The organism is Falsibacillus pallidus, from assembly GCF_050990905.1.
Lineage (GTDB): Bacteria > Bacillota > Bacilli > Bacillales > DSM-25281 > Falsibacillus > Falsibacillus pallidus_A.
In genome coordinates this window covers 812,341-830,135 of record NZ_CP158866.1, presented here as the reverse complement: position 1 = coordinate 830,135, position 17,795 = coordinate 812,341, and the positions used below count along the sequence as shown (strand labels likewise).

At 44.0% G+C, this 17,795-nt stretch carries 18 protein-coding genes; 10 read left to right on the top strand and 8 right to left on the bottom strand.

All coding sequences use genetic code 11. From position 1 onward, the window contains the following. Position 1 precedes the first annotated feature (1 nt). Positions 2-1,105 (bottom strand): sugar ABC transporter substrate-binding protein, encoded by a 1,104-nt coding sequence (locus ABTV07_RS04400; RefSeq protein WP_433747983.1) that lies wholly within the window; start codon positions 1,103-1,105, stop codon positions 2-4. 508 nt (positions 1,106-1,613) lie between these two features. On the opposite strand from ABTV07_RS04400, the gene ABTV07_RS04395 reads away from it, so the two are divergent. Together ABTV07_RS04395 and ABTV07_RS04390 are read left to right on the top strand one after the other, a co-directional pair. Further along, entirely contained in the window at positions 1,614-1,928 is a 315-nt protein-coding gene (locus tag ABTV07_RS04395; RefSeq protein ID WP_433744315.1) for a transposase, read from the top strand. 71 nt (positions 1,929-1,999) lie between these two features. Then, positions 2,000-2,878, top strand: a complete 879-nt coding sequence (locus ABTV07_RS04390) for an IS3 family transposase (RefSeq protein ID WP_433744312.1) — start codon at positions 2,000-2,002, stop codon at positions 2,876-2,878. Positions 2,879-3,050: 172 nt separating this feature from the next. Here the strand turns inward: ABTV07_RS04390 and ABTV07_RS04385 are convergent, their stop codons facing one another. Beyond that, a complete protein-coding gene (locus ABTV07_RS04385) occupies positions 3,051-4,511 on the bottom strand; it encodes a protein adenylyltransferase SelO (protein ID WP_433747980.1) in 1,461 nt (486 codons plus the stop codon). Positions 4,512-4,712: 201 nt separating this feature from the next. Between ABTV07_RS04385 and ABTV07_RS04380 the strand changes: the two genes are divergently transcribed. After that, on the top strand, positions 4,713-5,861 hold the full coding sequence (locus ABTV07_RS04380) for a retropepsin-like aspartic protease (protein WP_433747977.1): 1,149 nt from the start codon (positions 4,713-4,715) through the stop codon (positions 5,859-5,861). Between the two features lie 142 nt (positions 5,862-6,003). Next, positions 6,004-6,528 carry a DinB family protein gene (locus ABTV07_RS04375; protein ID WP_433747975.1) on the top strand — a complete coding sequence of 175 codons (525 nt, stop codon included), beginning with the start codon at positions 6,004-6,006 and terminating at the stop codon, positions 6,526-6,528. Positions 6,529-6,792: 264 nt separating this feature from the next. On the opposite strand, the gene yeiL is transcribed toward ABTV07_RS04375, so the two are convergent. Then, positions 6,793-7,497: a transcriptional regulator YeiL gene (yeiL, locus tag ABTV07_RS04370; RefSeq protein WP_433747972.1), complete on the bottom strand. Its 705-nt coding sequence runs from the start codon at positions 7,495-7,497 to the stop codon at positions 6,793-6,795. 80 nt (positions 7,498-7,577) lie between these two features. Between yeiL and ABTV07_RS04365 the strand changes: the two genes are divergently transcribed. Further along, positions 7,578-8,726, top strand: coding sequence for an MFS transporter (locus ABTV07_RS04365; protein WP_433747970.1), 1,149 nt, complete (start codon positions 7,578-7,580; stop codon positions 8,724-8,726). 93 nt (positions 8,727-8,819) lie between these two features. Here the strand turns inward: ABTV07_RS04365 and ABTV07_RS04360 are convergent, their stop codons facing one another. Next, the gene (locus ABTV07_RS04360) at positions 8,820-9,620 is read right to left on the bottom strand and encodes an alpha/beta hydrolase family protein (RefSeq protein ID WP_433747967.1); all 801 of its coding nucleotides are present in this window, start codon (positions 9,618-9,620) and stop codon (positions 8,820-8,822) included. A 121-nt stretch (positions 9,621-9,741) separates the two neighbouring features. Then, complete coding sequence (locus ABTV07_RS04355; protein ID WP_433747964.1) at positions 9,742-10,038, bottom strand: nucleotide pyrophosphohydrolase; 297 nt, start codon at positions 10,036-10,038, stop codon at positions 9,742-9,744. Between the two features lie 256 nt (positions 10,039-10,294). On the opposite strand from ABTV07_RS04355, the gene ABTV07_RS04350 reads away from it, so the two are divergent. The 5 genes from ABTV07_RS04350 (at position 10,295) to ABTV07_RS04330 (ending at position 15,610) form a co-directional block, all read left to right on the top strand. Continuing rightward, a complete protein-coding gene (locus ABTV07_RS04350; protein ID WP_433747961.1) occupies positions 10,295-10,816 on the top strand; it encodes a hypothetical protein in 522 nt (173 codons plus the stop codon). Positions 10,817-10,832: 16 nt separating this feature from the next. Then, the gene (locus tag ABTV07_RS04345) at positions 10,833-11,711 is read left to right on the top strand and encodes a sigma-E factor regulatory protein RseB domain-containing protein (protein ID WP_433747960.1); all 879 of its coding nucleotides are present in this window, start codon (positions 10,833-10,835) and stop codon (positions 11,709-11,711) included. 315 nt (positions 11,712-12,026) lie between these two features. Then, positions 12,027-13,256, top strand: coding sequence for a dicarboxylate/amino acid:cation symporter (locus ABTV07_RS04340; protein ID WP_433747957.1), 1,230 nt, complete (start codon positions 12,027-12,029; stop codon positions 13,254-13,256). Positions 13,257-13,561: 305 nt separating this feature from the next. Then, entirely contained in the window at positions 13,562-14,404 is an 843-nt protein-coding gene (locus ABTV07_RS04335) for a transposase (protein WP_433747954.1), read from the top strand. 240 nt (positions 14,405-14,644) lie between these two features. After that, on the top strand, positions 14,645-15,610 hold the full coding sequence (locus tag ABTV07_RS04330; protein WP_433747951.1) for a quinone oxidoreductase family protein: 966 nt from the start codon (positions 14,645-14,647) through the stop codon (positions 15,608-15,610). A 120-nt stretch (positions 15,611-15,730) separates the two neighbouring features. Here ABTV07_RS04330 and ABTV07_RS04325 read toward each other — a convergent pair whose 3' ends face one another. The 3 genes from ABTV07_RS04325 to ABTV07_RS04315 all read right to left on the bottom strand — a co-directional run bounded on the left by ABTV07_RS04325 (position 15,731) and on the right by ABTV07_RS04315 (position 17,740). Beyond that, positions 15,731-16,543 carry a class I SAM-dependent methyltransferase gene (locus ABTV07_RS04325; RefSeq protein WP_433747948.1) on the bottom strand — a complete coding sequence of 271 codons (813 nt, stop codon included), beginning with the start codon at positions 16,541-16,543 and terminating at the stop codon, positions 15,731-15,733. Then, positions 16,533-16,976 (bottom strand): MarR family winged helix-turn-helix transcriptional regulator, encoded by a 444-nt coding sequence (locus ABTV07_RS04320; RefSeq protein WP_433747946.1) that lies wholly within the window; start codon positions 16,974-16,976, stop codon positions 16,533-16,535. The genes ABTV07_RS04325 and ABTV07_RS04320 overlap by 11 nt, the downstream gene beginning before the upstream one ends. 245 nt (positions 16,977-17,221) lie before the next feature. Further along, a complete protein-coding gene (locus tag ABTV07_RS04315; RefSeq protein WP_433747943.1) occupies positions 17,222-17,740 on the bottom strand; it encodes a DUF1456 family protein in 519 nt (172 codons plus the stop codon). Positions 17,741-17,795: the final 55 nt, after the last annotated feature.

Below are 17,795 nucleotides of genomic sequence, written 5' to 3'. Positions count from 1 at the left end.
CTTATTGAATTCCTGTGAAATCGTCTGCTTTATAGTAGCCGGAATCGATCAATTCTTTTTTCACGTTGTCTTTATCCACAACGATGACGTCTGTCTGCTTCGCTTTGACATCGACTTTACCGTTGTTGTAAGAACCTGTAGTTTCAGGCTTTTTGTCATCAAGGATGTTGATCGCCATTCCCATTGCATCTTTTACAAGCGTACGAACGTCTTTGAAGACCGTCATGGACTGCTTGCCGTCAATGATGTATTGGATGGAAGCTTTTTCAGCATCCTGGCCTGTTACGACAAAGCTTGTTACTGCACTGTCAGATCCGAAAACATCAGCGATAGAGCGCGCTGTTCCATCATTTGGAGCAAGGATCGCTACATCGCCTTTCATGTCAGCGCCAGCAGCAGTCAAGTGAGTCTGTGCTTTGTTTTTCGCTTCGTTTGGATCCCAGTTTGTTGTTACCTGGCCGATGATTTTGCTCAACTCATCGCGGGAAAGATCTGCTTTATCCTGAAGCGCAACCGCTTCTGAGGAGTTAGCGATTTTGAATGTGCCGTCAGCAATCTTCGGCTGAAGCACTTTCCATGCACCTTGGAAGAACAAGAATGCGTTGTTGTCAGACGCTGCACCTGCATATAGGTAAAGCGGCTCGCCTGAACCTTTTGCATGGTCAACCAAATATTGCGCTTGCGCTGCACCAACCGCAACGCTGTCGAACGTCACATAGTAATCCACTGCATCTGTATTCGTGATCAAACGGTCGTAAGAGATGACCGTGATGCCTTCTTTTTTCGCTGCTTCCACTGCAGAAGCTGCTGCTGCACCATCTTGAGGGCAGATGATCAATACTTTGATTCCTTTATTGATCAACGTTTGTACGTTTTCTTTTTCTTTAGCTGAAGAACCTTGGCTGAACAGGATTTCCGTTGAATACTTCGTGCCTTTCAACGCATCCTTGAATCGCTTCTCATCCTGAACCCAGCGAGGCTCATCCTTCGTCGGCAATACAATCCCCACACTGACCTTGCCTCCGCTGTTATTGCACCCTGCAAATACAACCGCAGCCAGCGCCACAACAAGCAAAAGCGATAACGCTTTCCACATCTTTCTCATGTTTATCCCCCTTTAGGATTATGTTGGAAAATTAGTACAATTTAATTATATTATTGGGCAGGATTTGTGAAAGCGCTATCACTAGCACTCTTTTAACATTGCCTATACTTTTTTAAAATTGAGGTGTTGGGGTGGGATTGGTGGGAGAGAGGAAGGAAGGTGCGAAGATGGCGGTGGCGACACGTAGGTGACTGTCACGCCCCGATTTTTGTCGACTGCGACGCGAAGGTGACTGTCACCACCCGATTTTTGTCGATTACGGGATGGCGGCGCTGGCTGGATATGCCCGCCTGGCGCATAAGGGGTGTGATTTCGCGCATAAAATCAAATTTTCGTTCATAAGGGACAGGAAGTGGCGCATAGGCTGTGGAATTTCGCGCATAACACAGGAATTCTCGCGCAAAGGGGCACAATTTCTCTACGACCCCCTAATTCCTTTGGACACTTTTGTATTGGAAACAGTACACTAGAATCAAGAAAAACTCAGGAAGTAGGGAGGGGACTTTAAGTGTCATATAAGAAGTTTGAAGCTCTTGAAGAAGTTAAAAAAAAGTATGTTCGAATGGCACTGGAAAATGGCAATTACTCATCCATTGCGCGTAGTGCTGGTGTTGATCGTTCTACTTTGGCGAGATGGGTTAAGGTGTATGAGGATGAAGTACGTGACCAAATGGAGGATCCAGCTTCGGCTATTTTATCAACTGAACCCTCTAAAGAAGAATTAAAAGCAAAATATGAACAGGCCATGAAGCTACTTGGTGAAAAAGAACTTGAAGTTGCGATGCTTAGAAACTTACTAAAAAAAACCCAATACCGGCCCTAGCGGTCTTAGAAGAGGTTCGACTATGGGCAAAGGAGGGGTTTCGAATTTCTAAGCTATCGGAGATAACAGGAGTGAACAGGTCCCTTTATTACTACCACAATGGTACTGAAGAGGTTGTTGATAACGAGGAGAAAAGAGGGCGCCCTATCCCGGGATATTCTAAGAAAAACTCCGGGGAAATTATTTCAGATGAGCAGATTGAGGAATTCTTGATGGAGGCCGTTGAGGGAGACGGTGCCACATATGGTGTAAAGAACTTGACTCAATTACTTAAGGATGAACATGATCTTCAAATCAATCATAAAAAGGTAGCTAGGTTATGTAGGAAATTAGGTATTCTCCTTCCTCAGCGAACGGGTAACCCTAAGTATCCAAAACGGTTGGTCCGCAATCGACACATCACGGGTCCTAATCAACTATGGCAACTGGATATCAAATACGGTTCTATTTCAGAAAGCCGAAGGTTTTTCTTTGTAGCGTGTGCTATTGATGTTTTTGATCGTGCCATCGTTGGGTATTACCGAGGACCGAAATGTACAGCCAAGGATATAACCGGCATGCTAAATGAAGCTATTATAAGGCGTAGTTTACAGGTTTTAGAGGAAACGAATGAGCATTGTATTGTAATCAGAACTGATAATGGACCTCAATTTGTTAGTAACTTATTTGGTGAATTTTGTGAGGTAAATAACATTTTTCATGAAAGGATTCCACCAAGATCACCAAACTACAATGCATATATCGAATCTTTTTTTAGTATTTTAGAGCGTGATATATTCAGACGATTTGAATTCAGCTATTTCGATGAGGCCTATTATGAAATTGATGACTTCATAGAATTTTATAACCATCGCAGATATCATGGCAGCCTCGGAAGAATGTCGCCTACAAAGTTTCGAGAAAAATACAAAGATATTGGTTTCCCAAAAGAAATGTCTTTAAAACTTTAACAAGCAATGTCCTTTCCTTCTTCACTTTTCATAAAAAGTGAAGAAGGAAAGGACAAAAAATAAGAAACTAAGAATGGACCAGATTCTTGAAGTAAACGTCAGGAATTAGGGGGTCAAACCGATTTCCATAAAAAAGACCCGTTTGTTTGATCACAAACGGGTCTTTTTCACGTCATGTCCCACAATAAGTACGATATGGACGTTCCGAAGGCTCAGGAAGTTGGGTATATTCCTCCTGATCAGCCGAATAGGCATATGGATTTTTCAAAACTGCGACTAATTTTTCCAAAACAGTGTAGTCACCATTTTCCACGGCAGCTTTCAGTGCTTCTTCTACTCGGTGGTTCCTCGGGATAATGGATGGATTGGTCTTTCTCATGAGTTCTTCGGAATCTTCTTTTGATTGCTCCTGTCTTCCGAGCCTTTTTTCCCACTGAATTTTCCACTCAGCAAAATCTTCTGTTTCAAATAGCTCTATGCCCTCAAGCTTGCCAAGGGTCAGTGCGCGGAAAGTATTCGTATAATCTGCTTTATGCTTATGCATCATGCCGAGGAGGTTCTCAATAAGGGTTTTATCTTCTTTTTCCTCATTAAAGATCCCAAGCTTAGCTCTCATGCCGGAAAGCCAATGAGTAAAATACTGCTTCGGGAATTCCGAAATGGCATCCTGAGCGAGCTGCAATGATTTTTCCCCGTCTTCATCAAGGAGCGGCAGGAGACTTTCCGCAAGACGAGCCAGGTTCCAGCCGCCCATGCTTGGCTGATTTCCGTAGGCATAGCGCCCATGAATATCGATGGAGCTGAACACGGTTGCCGGATCGAATGTGTCCATGAAGGCACAAGGTCCGTAGTCGATGGTTTCCCCGCTGATCGTCATATTATCGGTATTCATGACCCCATGGATGAAGCCGGCGAGCTGCCACTTCGCGATTAGTTCAGCCTGCCGTTTGATGACATGCTGGAGCAAGGAAAGGTAGGGATTCTCTGCGTTTTCTGCGTCAGGATAATGGCGCCAGATCGCATAGTCAGCCAATGCCTTCAGCCCTTCTTTTGAATCGATTCCTGCCGCATATTGGAACGTTCCCACACGCAAATGACTTGAAGCGATGCGGGTCAAGACGGCGCCAGGCAGCTCTGTTTCGCGGTAAATTGGTTCTCCCGTCGTGGCGACAGCTAAGCTTCTTGTCGTTGGAATGCGGAGTCCATGCATTCCCTCGCTGATAATATACTCACGCAGCATCGGTCCGAGTGAAGCACGGCCATCTCCGCCGCGGGAATATGGGGTGCGCCCAGGTCCTTTCAACTGAACATCAAATCGCTTTCCTTCCGGTGTGATCTGCTCTCCAAGCAGGATCGCACGGCCGTCTCCAAGCATCGTCAAGTTGCCGAACTGATGACCGGCATAGGCTTGTGCGATTGGTTCCGCCCCTTCCGGGATGTGGTTGCCCCCAAAGATTTCAGCACCTGACTGGGTGTGAAGATTGCTTGGGTTCAAACCCAATGATTCTGCGAGTCCATCATTAAAAACGACCAGCTTCGGTTCACGCACAGGGGTTGGATTCAATTTAGCATAAAACGTCTTCGGCAATTCAATATAACTATTGTGAAAGTTAAATCCTGAATGATTCGTCATGGTATCCCCTTCTTTGAATATATTGTTCCTTACAGTGTATCAGTTTCTGGGATAGAGAGACAATTTTGTGGGACGGGGGGACAGGTTTACTGTCCCACCCTTTGTGTCAGTGTCGCGTTGAAATTTGTGACAAGGAACCTGTCCCTGCGTCCCATATGGTATATTATTGTTAGAATTTTATTATTTTTTAGGGGTGATGGGTTGAGTATTTTTGAGGAGTGGGAGAGGTTTTCTTTTGACGCTATGGAGTCTTGTCTTTCTAACGAAGAAAAGGAATTTGCATCCGCGCTGAAGCTGATTACGGAAGGAAACGACCTTTTGGCTATTGAACGTTTAATGCCGTTGTATAAGGAATCGGAGAATCCACAGATTCGCAGCTACTCTGCTGAACTTCTGTTTAATCTTTATTTTAATAGATCTGATTGGAATGGATTAGAACAGCTCGGTCTGCTGGATGATCCTGCAATTGATGAAAACAACCGATTGATAGCCAAAGCTTGCTGTCAGGTGGATCCTGTTGCCCTCTCTTTCCCTCAAGCCCCAGTGGACATCCCGATGGAGCTCTCTTTATCAGGTTCCCCTACTATTGATGTCCGGATTAATGGGAAGAAGAAACGCGTCTGGCTTGATACGGGTGCAGGAATGACGGTGATTTCTCATTCCCTGGCTGTGGATTGCGGGATTAAAGTGGGGAAAGGCAGTGGAATCGAGGTCGGCAGCTCTACTGAAAAGACGATTGAAACCGACCTTGCTTTTATTGAATCCATTGAGATTGATAGATTGAGCATCCTCCGTCAGCCTACACTGGTCCTCGCTGATGAAATGCTGACAATCGCCAATCCAAAGACAGGAGAACAAATCGTCATCGACGGGATTCTTGGTTGGGATTTAATGCAGCACCTATACATCGAAATCGACTATTTGGAAAAAAGAGTACGCATTGATGAGCCTGTGCAAGATGCGGATGGTGAAAACAACCTTTTTTTCTGCGGCTACCCTATTGTGAAAGTAATCGCCGAAGACCAATCACCTTTATATTTTGGTTTGGACACCGGCGCCAATAAAACATATTTCGGACAGACGCTCCTATCTAAGGTTCCTGGTCTGGAGTTAGAGAAAAGAACCATCCACGTTGGCGGCATCGGGGAAGTGAAGGAAGTTGAAATAGACAGCATCAAGGAGCTGAATCTATTCTTGAAAGACGGACAGCCGATCACTTTTTATGACGTAAGGAAGGTCCTCCCAGACTATGCAACATTCTTCAAGCTTGACGGAGTCATCGGCAGCGACATCGCCAAAGACGGCCGCATTTTAATAGACTATTATAATAGAAGAATTGAATTTAATTAGGCGGCGGGACAGAGGGACAGGTTCCTCGTCCCAGCCTGCATGTTGGATAGTTGGGGCACACTTTTCGCGTTTTGATACTGAAATGTGTGGTGGAACACGGAACCTGTCCCCACGTCCCACATATATGAAAGGGGAGAATACAATGAAATTTGATTTTCATGAAGCGATCGAGATATTGGAACGGACACCGGGCACCCTTGAAACTTTACTTTCAGGATTATCGCCGGATTGGGTGGCATGCAATGAAGGTGAAGGAACGTGGAATGCATCTCAAGTGATCGATCATTTGATTGAAGGCGAAAAAACCAATTGGATTCCACGGCTGGAATTTCTCCTTCAGGAAGGTGAAAGCACGCCCTTCCCTCCCTTCGATCGATTCTCTCATTTAAATGATGCAGGGAAAAAATCCATTGAATTTAAGCTCCATGAGTTTGGGCTAATCCGGAAGGAAAACTTAGCAAAGTTATTGAGCATCTTTGAAAGTGGCCTTGATTTTGAGAAAACGGGTACACACCCTGCTTTTGGCCAAGTCAAAGCAAGAGAGCTGATTTCCACCTGGGTCATCCATGATTTGACCCATATTTCACAAATAGTGCGAGTGATGGCCGAGCGCTATCGTACCGATGTCGGACCGTGGGTGGAATATTTGGGGATATTGAAGAAGTAGTCGGTGGGTGGGACGCGGGGACAGGTTTACTGTCCCGCTGCTATGCTAACTACTCCCAAGCTACATTTTTCGAATCCCACTTCCGATTTTAGTCAATAAATCAAAAAGGCAGAATCCTCTTCGCGTTCGCGCCGAGGATTCTGCCTTCTTTGTTTGATGCAGTTGCTATTATTTTTTTGGACAGGTTCCTTGTCCCTGCCCATTTATTTAGTGGGAAACTGGGACAAGAAACCTGTCCCTCTGTCCCGCCACAAGAATCTCTATTCAACGAAACGGCTGGGACGAGGAACCTGTCCCCACGTCCCACTTAAGGACTTTGGCCAGTTCTTCGAGTGGTTTTGTCTGCAGGATGCGATAGCGGGTGCCTTCTTTTTGCAGGTAGCCTTTTTCAATGAATTGGGCAAAGACGTGCAGCAGGTGTCGGTAGGATACACCTAGGAAGTCGCAGACGGTAACGTGTTTCTCTTTATAGATTCCATCGTGTTCGGTCTGCAGGATAAAGTCTGCGAGCCTGTTTTCCAGCGGGAACGCAAGGCTTTGCGAATATTTGGCAGACATCGAAGAAGATTTTTGGCTGAGGAACAAAGCGAGTCCGCGGAGAAATGTAGTATCCTCCAATAGCTTTGCACGGCATTTGTGAAACGGAAACGCAAAGCATAGGGTTTTCCCTGCACTCTGGACCCCTTTTGTGTAATACACCTCATTCAACAGCTCCATCTCTCCGAAAAACTCGTTTGCATTTATGAAATGAAGCAAGGAGACTTTCCCGTTTTGATGCGTCAAATATATTTTCGCCTTCCCCTCAATCAGATAGAACAAACAGTCCGGCCGCATATTTTCCTGGATGATCCAGTCATCCCTCTCATACTCCCGCACCTCGATGAACTCTTTTACAGGAAAGGAAAATAAGTGGTCTATTGAGTGCTCCTCCAATAACCGCTCTCTTTTTTTATTATGATAAATTTTCATCGTCATCCTCCAAAATATGAGATATCTCATATTTTTGTTCTTTCCACCATGATACCATGCAATCATTGGAGGTTGACACAATGAATACTCAACGATGGATGAGCAAGCAATTTTTTAGTTTTTATTTGACTTGGGGCATTTTCCTTCCCTATTGGACGGGATGGATGATTCATACAAAAGGTATCACGGTGGGGCAGGCTAGTTTGATCATGAGTCTGGGCCTTGCGGCAAGGGGGCTTTCTACTTTATTTGCGTTCCCTGCTCTTTCAGGTAAATTCAGCAGTAAAACTCTGTTGAACGCAGCGGCCATCGGGACCCTGCTCTTTATTATTTGTGCCATTCCTGCGGGTTCCTTCACCACACTGCTCGCGGCGACGCTGTTTCTTCACTTTTTTTACCCGACTTTGATGCCTGCATTGGACACGGCAGCCGGCGTTTTGGTGCAAAGCAATCAACTCAAGCATTACGGAAAAAGCCGATTATGGGGGTCTATTGGATTTGTTGCTGGCGGGATGCTGTTGACATTTTTCACCGGAGCGCTTGGGGACCAAGTGATTGTGTGGGTGCTGGGGGCAGGAATGGCCATATTCCTGGGACTGGGATTGATGCCTGCGCCTGAAATTTTATCTAAAAAGCAGAAATCACCTGTATCAAAAGAAGGCGGCATGCTGAAATTATTCCGTATCAAACACTTCGGTCTAGTGCTCGTCATTGTCATCTTGCTGCAGGCAGCCCATGCTTCCTATTATAATTACGGCTATATTTATCTCCAGGAAATTCATGCACCAACCTATTTGATTGGGGTAATCATTAACATTGCGGTGATTGCAGAGATCATTTTCTTTTCCATCGCTGATCAAAAATTCCGGAACTTCTCAGTCGGATCCTTGCTGGCACTGGCTGCACTAGGATCAACCCTACGCTGGATATTGGTTTTCGCATTCCCGAGTGTTTGGGTATTCTGCATCGCCCAGACGCTGCATGCCTTCTCATTCGCCATGGGGCACTATGCATTCATGAAATATTTGATCAAAAATATTCCACACGAACAGATTCCAAAAGCACAGGGACTCTACTCAGCCTTGGCACTCAGCTGGAGCACAGCCATATTCACCATATTCGGCGGATTCCTATACGAAATCGAACCGAGATACGCATTCTTGGGAATGATCGTCTGCACCATCCCATCCATGCTCCTAGCACTCCGCTACCGATCCGTTGGGACATAGGGACAGGTTTACTGTCCCTCTTCTTTATTTATATGGCAGTTGGCTTTGGGAGTGGGGGGCTTTGTGGGACAAGGAACCTGTCCCCACGTCCCTTCAAAGAACTCTTTTTAACCACATTAATAAAATGTCAGCAAGTTCCTTCCTTTTGTCTATATAATTATGATCTGTTTCTAAGACTTCACACTGAAGATGCTGAACATCAGCTTGTTTAAAAGCACTCACCAAAGGATCGAAAAAGGATTGTTTCGGAAGCTGAGAGTCAAAATCCGCTGCTGTTAACAATAGTTTTCGGTCAACTAGCTGCGGGGCAGCTAAAAATGTATTCCACTCCATTTTGTTCACCAAAATCTCTTCCATAATTCCTTCAACTGAGGCTCCATTTAAAAAGAAGCAGCTGTCTTTCAACATTTGAGAGAACTGTTCCTTCAAATCAGAATTTTGTTCCAACATCTCCGCAAACAAAGAAAAATTAGCACTGGATAATGCAGCAACAGCCTTAATGGTTGGTTCGGAAGCAGCAGCAATCAGAGATAAAAAACCACCGAAACTGTGTCCTGCCAGCGCAATTCGATTTGCGTCAATCCGATTTTGAATGGCCACTTCTCTTTGTCTAATATAGCGAAGAGTTGCATGGACATCTTCCAGCGAGTTAGAGAATGAAAATGATCCCTGGCTCCCCCAAGAACCACGGTAGTTCATTATCAATACATTAAACCCGTTCTTCTGTAATTCCGCTGCCGTATCCAGGTTCATCATTACTCCGGGGAAACCATGAAGCAAAAGTATAGTGGCATGTGGCCCTTCGCCCTCTGCTACATACATCCTTCCAACAATCTTATCTTCCCCACTTGGGATCTCTAATAAATTCAAACTCAAAGGAAACTCACTTCTCACGAAAATCTCTCCTTTTCTGGGACATAGGGACAGGTTTACTGTCCCTCTTTTTTATTTATATGTCGGTGGGCTTAGGGAGTGGTGGCGCTGTTGGGACAAGGAACCTGTCCCCACGTCCCATTTACTTTGTTACGGGATATTTTATTGCGTTTTTCTTCATTTTTTTGAAGACTTCTTCCTCTAAGTCTACATTCATTTTGTCGGCCATCTGCAGGAGGTAGATGAATACATCTGCCATTTCTTCTTTGATGTTCTGGTCAGGTGACTGCAGCGCTTCTTGATCACTTTTCCATTGGAAATTCTCCAATAGTTCATTGGCTTCCAATGATATGGAGATAGCCAAATCTTTTAAATTGTGGTTTCCTTTCCAGCCTCTTTCGTCCCGGAACTTGGTGATGGCATCGATCTTGTGCTTCATTTTATTCTTCTCCAATTCTATTGTTTTATGAATATTTTACCATAATATTAACCAATCATTCTTTATACCAATCTGCTCTAAAAAATATGCCTAAAATTATATTTTTACAGCAATAGAGATATTTCGCTAGATTTCCTGGGAAATCGTCAAATCTCCCTCCTCCCCCGCATATCCCTGTATTAGATTTTTTACAATTTACCCCATAAAACATGGTAATCTGAAATAGAAAAAAATTACATTTAATAGGGGGAATAGTATGAAAAGGTGGAAAATCTTCATTGCAGCAGCTCTGCTATTGGGCAGTTGGTGGATGACACCGGACAAACAAGCCTCAGCAGCTTGTGCTAATGGTACTTATGATTTACTGGACAACGATAACAATCAGTTGAATTCTCCTGATAATAGCTATTCAGGAAATTGGGTGCACGAATCTTCTTCCTTGTCTTATCGTTCAGAACATCGCTATCTTGCTTCCTCTCCGAGCTCAGGAAGCAGCGATTATAGCTGGATTTTCCCAAGCTGCAGTAACCTTTATGGAAGCCTTTACGTCTATATCGATAATACAAAGTTCACTAATGCAAATGCTGTTTACCGAATGTATAACAATGGCTCTCAAGTACTAAGTACTTCTCTTAATCAGCGCTATGCAGCCCGCGGATGGAATTATGCAGGGAAAACTCCCGGTGCAAAAACAGGCAAGGTTGTGCTAAGTGTCCCTTCAGGCCAACTCGGTGGCACGGGTGCAGACGCAGTAAAAGTTCTTTATAGCAGCAACTAAAATAGGAGGCCAAGATATGGTGAAAAAATTCATGGCTGCAGGGGCAATTGCAGCTGCAGTGGGTATTGCAGGGATTTATGGGCTATCAGAGTGGAACCATCCAAAAGAGAAAAAGGAAGTACATGCAGTACATACCAATTTTAAGAGAGCATCTGCTCCTGCAGCTTCAACTCCTAAAGAAACGATCTTCCCATTGGATTTATCTGATCAAGATGCGATTCAGGAACGGATGTTGAACAGCTATAATTATTTTGATAGTGCAAAAGGGTCATTCCGTTATTACAGCGAAACCGTTCCTTTCGACTTAATAATAGATTACAAGCTTCAGATGAAAAATAAAGTCTCCTATTCTACGTCATTATTAAATCAAGCCACCGGGTTAAAAACAGAAGAAACATTCGATGGCAATAATTTGATTTCACTCAATCATAATGATAAAACGTACCAAACCCAACCGTACAATGTTCAGAGTAAAGGGCAATATATGAAACTTAAAAATGCAGTGACGAAAAATGGAGACGGTACAAAAAACTATAATTATCCTGCAACAGGTATCGAACTTGGCTATGCTGGAACATCTCTTCACAGCAAGGAAATCGCTCTTGGATTCCTTGAAGACCATAGTCTATGGAAAGCAAGCAGAAGGGAAAACATTCTTGGCAGAACGGCAATCGTCATCGACGGAACCTTTGATGATTCCTTCCAACGAAAACTTTCAGCAAAAACCTTCACACTATGGATGGACCAAAATTCAGGCATCCTGCTGAAGATGGAATTGTATAATGCGAATGGAAGATCAATAGAAGGAATCGAAACAAAAGATATCAAAATCAACGAAGCATTCGATGTAGAAAGCCCAAAAATCCCAAAAGACTTCAAACAGTTCAGACCATAGGAACGGGGGACAGTTCACAAAAACTGTCCCTTTTTTGTTTGGGGCGGGACATGGGGACAGGTTTACTGTCCCGTTGGTGTTGATAATTGTAATTGGAATCATCGACAGGTCCTGCAGGGACACTGGACCTGTCCCTGTGTCCCTTGTCCCTGTGCCCTCACGTTTGTTTTTGTATGCGGATTCATGTGGGACGCAGAACCTGTCCCCGCGTCCCTTGGCGTACCTTTTGTTGTTTTGGAACTTGCAGGTGGTTTATAATGAAGCGTACTTTATATAGGATTATTAAATTTTTTAGAAAAAGAGGTGTTATGATTTATGTCTATTTGGCGTAAATACAAGGATTCTTCCTTTCTTCTTAAGATGACGGTTGGATTTGTTCTTGGTATCATCGTCGGCGTCCTTTGGGGACCTGGGGCTGATGTTATAAAGCCGTTCGGAACACTTTTGATTAAGATGCTAAATTTGATTGCCACGCCGGTTGTGTTTTTGACGGTGGTCCTTGCAGTCAATCAAATGAATCCGAAGCAGCTTGGCCGAACAGGAGGAAAACTTGTTCTTTATTATGGCGTCACAACGGCTGCGGCTGTTCTGATCGGCCTTGGAATTGCTCTGTGGATCAATCCGGGCGCTTCCCTTTCCCTTCCGGATGTTTCTGTGGAAAAACCGGAAAGTCCATCCGTGGCCAACATCTTGTTAAGCATTGTGCCTGACAATATCGTTACAGCTTTCACCAGCGGAAACTTGATGGCCATTTTATTTTTAGCAATCATCATTGGTTTTACGACTTCCGGAATGCGTTTTTCTACAGATGATAAAATGCAGCGCTACGGAAACTCCCTGCATCACATTTTTGATGCAGCAAATGAACTTTTCTTCCGTATTTTAAAAGGCATCCTTCTTTATGCTCCGATCGGGATTTTTGCCATTGCGGCATCCTCATTCGGTGCACAAGGATGGGATACTTTCAAATCTTTATTCAAGTTTACAGCTGTTTTTTACCTTGGAATCGTCATCCTTTGGGTAGTCGTGTACAGCGGAATCCTGAAAATGTTCAAGATTTCATTGCGGAAATTCTTTGGCAGCACAAAAGAAGCGTTCACTACTGCTTTCTTTACATCCAGCAGCATCGCCACCCTTCCAGTTGCGATTGAAGGAGCCAAAAAAGCAGGAATTTCAGAGCGGATTGTAAACTTCAGCCTTCCGCTTGGAGCGGTATTCAATTCCGATGGCGGCGCGCTCAGGATGGGAGCATCAATCGTTTTTGCAGCCAATGTTTCCGGGGCGAATTTCTCTGTTACTGATTTCATTACGATCATTTTGGTGGGAACCCTGCTTTCCATCGGTACAGCAGGCGTACCAGCTGCAGGGCTGGTCACGCTCTCAGCAGTCCTGACAATGTTCAATCTGCCACTGGAAATCGTGGCACTCATTGCAGGGGTCGATGCCATCATCGGCATGGCTGGCACAGCCTCCAATGTCATCGGTGACATCGTCGGCGCTGCCGTAGTCGACCAATCAGAAAAGAAACACACTAGCAAGGCCTAGTGTGGGACGGGGGGACAGGTTTACTGTCCCCCTTTTTTGTATGCATTTTTTGGATTTTGGCATTGATATCAGTAATTGCTGGTGGGACAAGGAACCTGTCCCCCTGTCCCTTTTTCTTATATTTGCAGGAGTATGGGTTTGTTTGTTGAATTGGTAGTTTAACGAAAATGAAGGAGGTATTTTATATGTCATCTGTTTTTTCCTTCCCCCGCTAACCAGAATCCCCTCTTTATCCCTCATTTCTTACAAACTCCCAACCTACTTTTTAAAAAAACGAAAATAAAAATCCAAGGTGTGATAAAACGATGCCAAGAAGAGCAAGAAGTAAGAGCAGCACCTCTATCTACCATCTCATTATGAGAGGGGTTAATCGCCAATCGATTTTTGAGGATGATGAGGATCGAACCCGATTTCTAGAGACCATTTCACGATTTAAAAAGAATAACAGTTTTCAACTTTATAGCTATTGTTTGATGAATAATCACGTTCACCTCCTGATGAAAGAAGGTGCCGATTCCATTTCCACCGCGGTACAGAAAATCAGCTCAAGCTATGTTTATTTTTACAATGAAAAGTACGAACGAAGCGGGCATTTATTCCAAGAACGTTTTAAAAGCGAAGACATCAATAATATGAGGTATTTCCTCACTGTTCTGCGTTATATTCACCAAAATCCCCTGAGGGCTGGCCTCTCCCCTTCCGTTTTTAATTCCCCATGGACGAGCATCCATGAGTATGAAAAAAGATATACTTTTGTTGACACGGAATTCCCATTGAGTTTATTTTCCTCAAATAAAAAGAAGGCCTATGAACTGTTTCACCAGCACATGCAGACCCTCACCGATGATGAATGTTTGGAATATAGGATAAAAGTGCGACTGACTGATGACGAACTCAGGGAGCACATGCAAGCCTTTGGCATACGAAGCGGAAGCGACCTGCAAAAACTTGAACGGACACAAAGAAACACCATTCTCACAAGACTAATCCAAATTGAAGGAGTATCCATCAGACAACTCTCCAGAATCACCGGCATCTCCAAAAGCGTCATCCACCGCGCAGGGACAGAGGGACAGGTTCCTTGTCCCGACACCACCATCTTAAAAACCAGCTCAGATCGACAAGCCAATTGTGCTCCCTTCAATTAATGAGGGTAAATGATTAGTACATTGTCAGCCGAGAGAATGCACCAATACATTTCATTGGGATGAGGAACCTGTCCCCGCCTCCCACTCACGAGTCCCACGCGCCCCAACCACATCCCTAAAGTTTGTTTCTACTTATCAAGGTAGTTTATAATGAAGCCGGACCTACACGAAGGGGAATTGTGGGACAAGTAACCTGTCCCCACGTCCCACGGAATTCACCATAGAAAAGAGGCTGATGTTATGAAAGCACTTGTTTTTGAAAAATTTGGCGGACCTGAAGTTCTGCTTTATCAAGAAATCGATAACCCTTCTATTGGACCGAACGAGGTATTGGTGAGAACCAAAGCGATCGGACTGAATTTTGCTGATATTTATCGCCGTAAAGGCAACTATCATCTATCTGGTAATCCTCCATATATTCTAGGATATGAAGGAGCTGGAATTGTAGAGGAAGTCGGCAGCGAGGTACGTGACATTCAGATTGGCGATCGCATCGCATTTGCTGATGTACCTTATGCAAATGCAGAATTGGTGGCTGTCCCTGTGGAAAAGGCAATCCCCGTTCCGGAGAGCGTTTCACTGGATATTGCAGCGTCTATTTTACTGCAAGGATTAACGGCACACTACCTTGTCCATGACAGCTACAAGGTCAAACAAGGCGATACTGCACTTGTCCATGCCGCTGCAGGAGGTGTTGGCCAGCTCCTGACACAAATGATCACAATCCTTGGTGGCAAGGCAATCGGGCTCACCTCTTCCTCTGCAAAAGCGGAAACGGCGAAAGAAGCAGGCGCCGAGGAAGTATTTTTATACAGTGGAGATTGGGTTGATCAAGTGAAGGACAAAACGGATGGAAAAGGCGTAGATGTCGTTTTCGAATCTGTCGGTGCCACTCTTTCGAACAGCTTTTCAGCAACGAGAACAGGAGGAACTGTCGTGTTCTTCGGGATGGCAGGCGGAGATCCTGAACCAGTCGATCCGCGGATGCTTATGGATACATCCAAAACCTTGACCGGCGGGGATCTTTGGAATGTCTTGACGTCCAAAGAAGAAAGAATAAAAAGATCCAGCCAACTATTCGACTGGATCGCAGAGGGCAAACTTAAAATTGCCGAGCCTGTTAAATTTGCACTAGAAGACGGCAAAAAAGCACACGAACTCCTAGAAAGCAGAAAAAGCACAGGCAAAATATTATTGATCCCTTAATTGGGACAGGGGGACAGGTTTACTGTCCCTGCTCTTTTTCGTTGTGAGGCCCTCACTGGGAGGACTGGGTTGGATGGCAGTGGGACGAGGAACCTGTCCCCGCGTCCCATCCCGTCCTAATTAGAATTGGTATCTCAACAGCCGAATCATATTTCTAAAGCTTGGGATGAGACGCATCAAACGATACAGAAGTTGAAGTTTCCATGGAAGTTTTCGAACATATCTGGTTGAAAAAACAGAAAGGTCATTCATTTTCTTTAAGATAGGAAATAGTTTGTCTACTTCACTAGTATCATCAATTGCCCATTTATGTTCCGCACCTGTTGATTGCTTCAGACTATCTTTTCCAGATTGAATGGCAAAAGTGTTCATCACATCAAACGAAATCTGACCTTTGGAAAAATAACTGGTGATGCGGTTGAATAAAGTTTTCACTTCCTCTTCAGTCAGGTATTCTAGTATCCCTTCAGCGACAACCATTACCGGTTTATCTTGAGGAACATGGCAGAGCCAACCTTCATCGGTGACTGAAGACTCAATCATTTCATAGCTGCTGCCATTGGAAAAGAAAAGCTTTCTGACCTTTATGACCTCTGGAAAGTCCACATCAAACCATCTTACTCCCTGCCCAGGATTAATCCGTGAAACCCTTGTATCCAGACCACATCCTAAATTCACGATAACAGCAGAAGGATTGAAATCAAGGAATTCGACAATCCAATCATCAAACTGCTTCGCCCTTAGTACCATAACTTTCCCATTATCATACGTATTGAATTTTTCAAAATCATAATCTATTAAATTCTGGATTTCAGACGCTTTTTCGTCATGTAGAATGGAATTCTCCAAACGGCTGTCTATCGCCTTTGCATAAAGCGTAATCAATAGGGTTTCCTGCTCTTTTTCTAAACTAATTTTATGGTTATTTTTCATCACGAGCCCCCATCTTCCTTAATAGAGCATTTATTTTGTGGAGAGAAAAATGAAAATCGATGAGCTCCTCTCCATTCAATTTTGTTAAATCATCAGTAAACTTTTGATAAATTTGCATCCATTTCTGCTCCTGAATTTCAACCCCTTTTGACGTTAGTGAAACCAGTATCGCCCGCTTGTCTTCAGCATCAGTTTCCTTTGTCAGATAACCCTCTTCCTCTAAATCTTTGATTACTGTGGTCATCTGCTGCTTCGGGATATTCAACTCGACACGGATCTCTTTCAGCTTTACCTGGCGCTGCTGCATGTAGATGAAATCCACCACATGACTTTGCAAGTGAGTCAGGGGCACTGCAATTTGATTTATCTCACTGAAACTATTAAATAAATTTGGAATAAGAGCGATATACTCTTTGGCAATTGCATCCATCATAAAATAACACCTCACATATAGTAAATATATTATTACCATTTTGAGATATAATCAATAAAATTCGTCCACTTTAGTAAACTTTAATTTACTAAAAACAAAAAAAGAACAAAAGCAGTTATACGCCTTTGCTCACTTTTGGGACAGAGGGACAGGTTTACTGTCCCATCTGTCCCCTCTTTTCACGATATAGTAGGAAGCGTGGGACGAGGAACCTGTCCCCGCGTCCCGCGTCCCACCACCAAAAATCACTTCCGATAGCGCAGCGCCAAGCCTTTCAAGAAGTTCCTCGCGTATTTATCTCCGCATTCCACGTAATTGAAATGCCCTTCTTTGCGGAAAAACGCACTTAACTCACTCTTTCTGATGATGACTCCAGTTGATTCGAGTATGTCCATGACATCCTCACTCGTCAAAGCGAGGGCGATTTTCACTTTTTTCAGCATCACATTGTTCACACTGCTATGATTCTTAATGGTCATCGGCGGTTTCGCTGGCTGGCCAGGCTTTGGCTCCTGCTTGCCTCTTTTAAAAATGATCAGTCCATTCAAGAAAGTCTCGAGCATAAAATCGCTGCACTCATTGCTTTCTTCCCCCAACTCGCTTTCATTATCCCTCTCACGGTCAGGCGTTTTCGTAAGCAGCTCAGCAAGCTCTTCTCTTGTCACCTCTACCCCGCCAAGCTTGAAAATCTCCATCATATCGGTATTTTTTATATCAAGCGCATATCTTAAGCGAATCAAAATATCATTATTATTCATATCCATTAAAAGCATCCTCCTGAACTAACTTCCTATATTAATTATTGCCATTTAAATGACT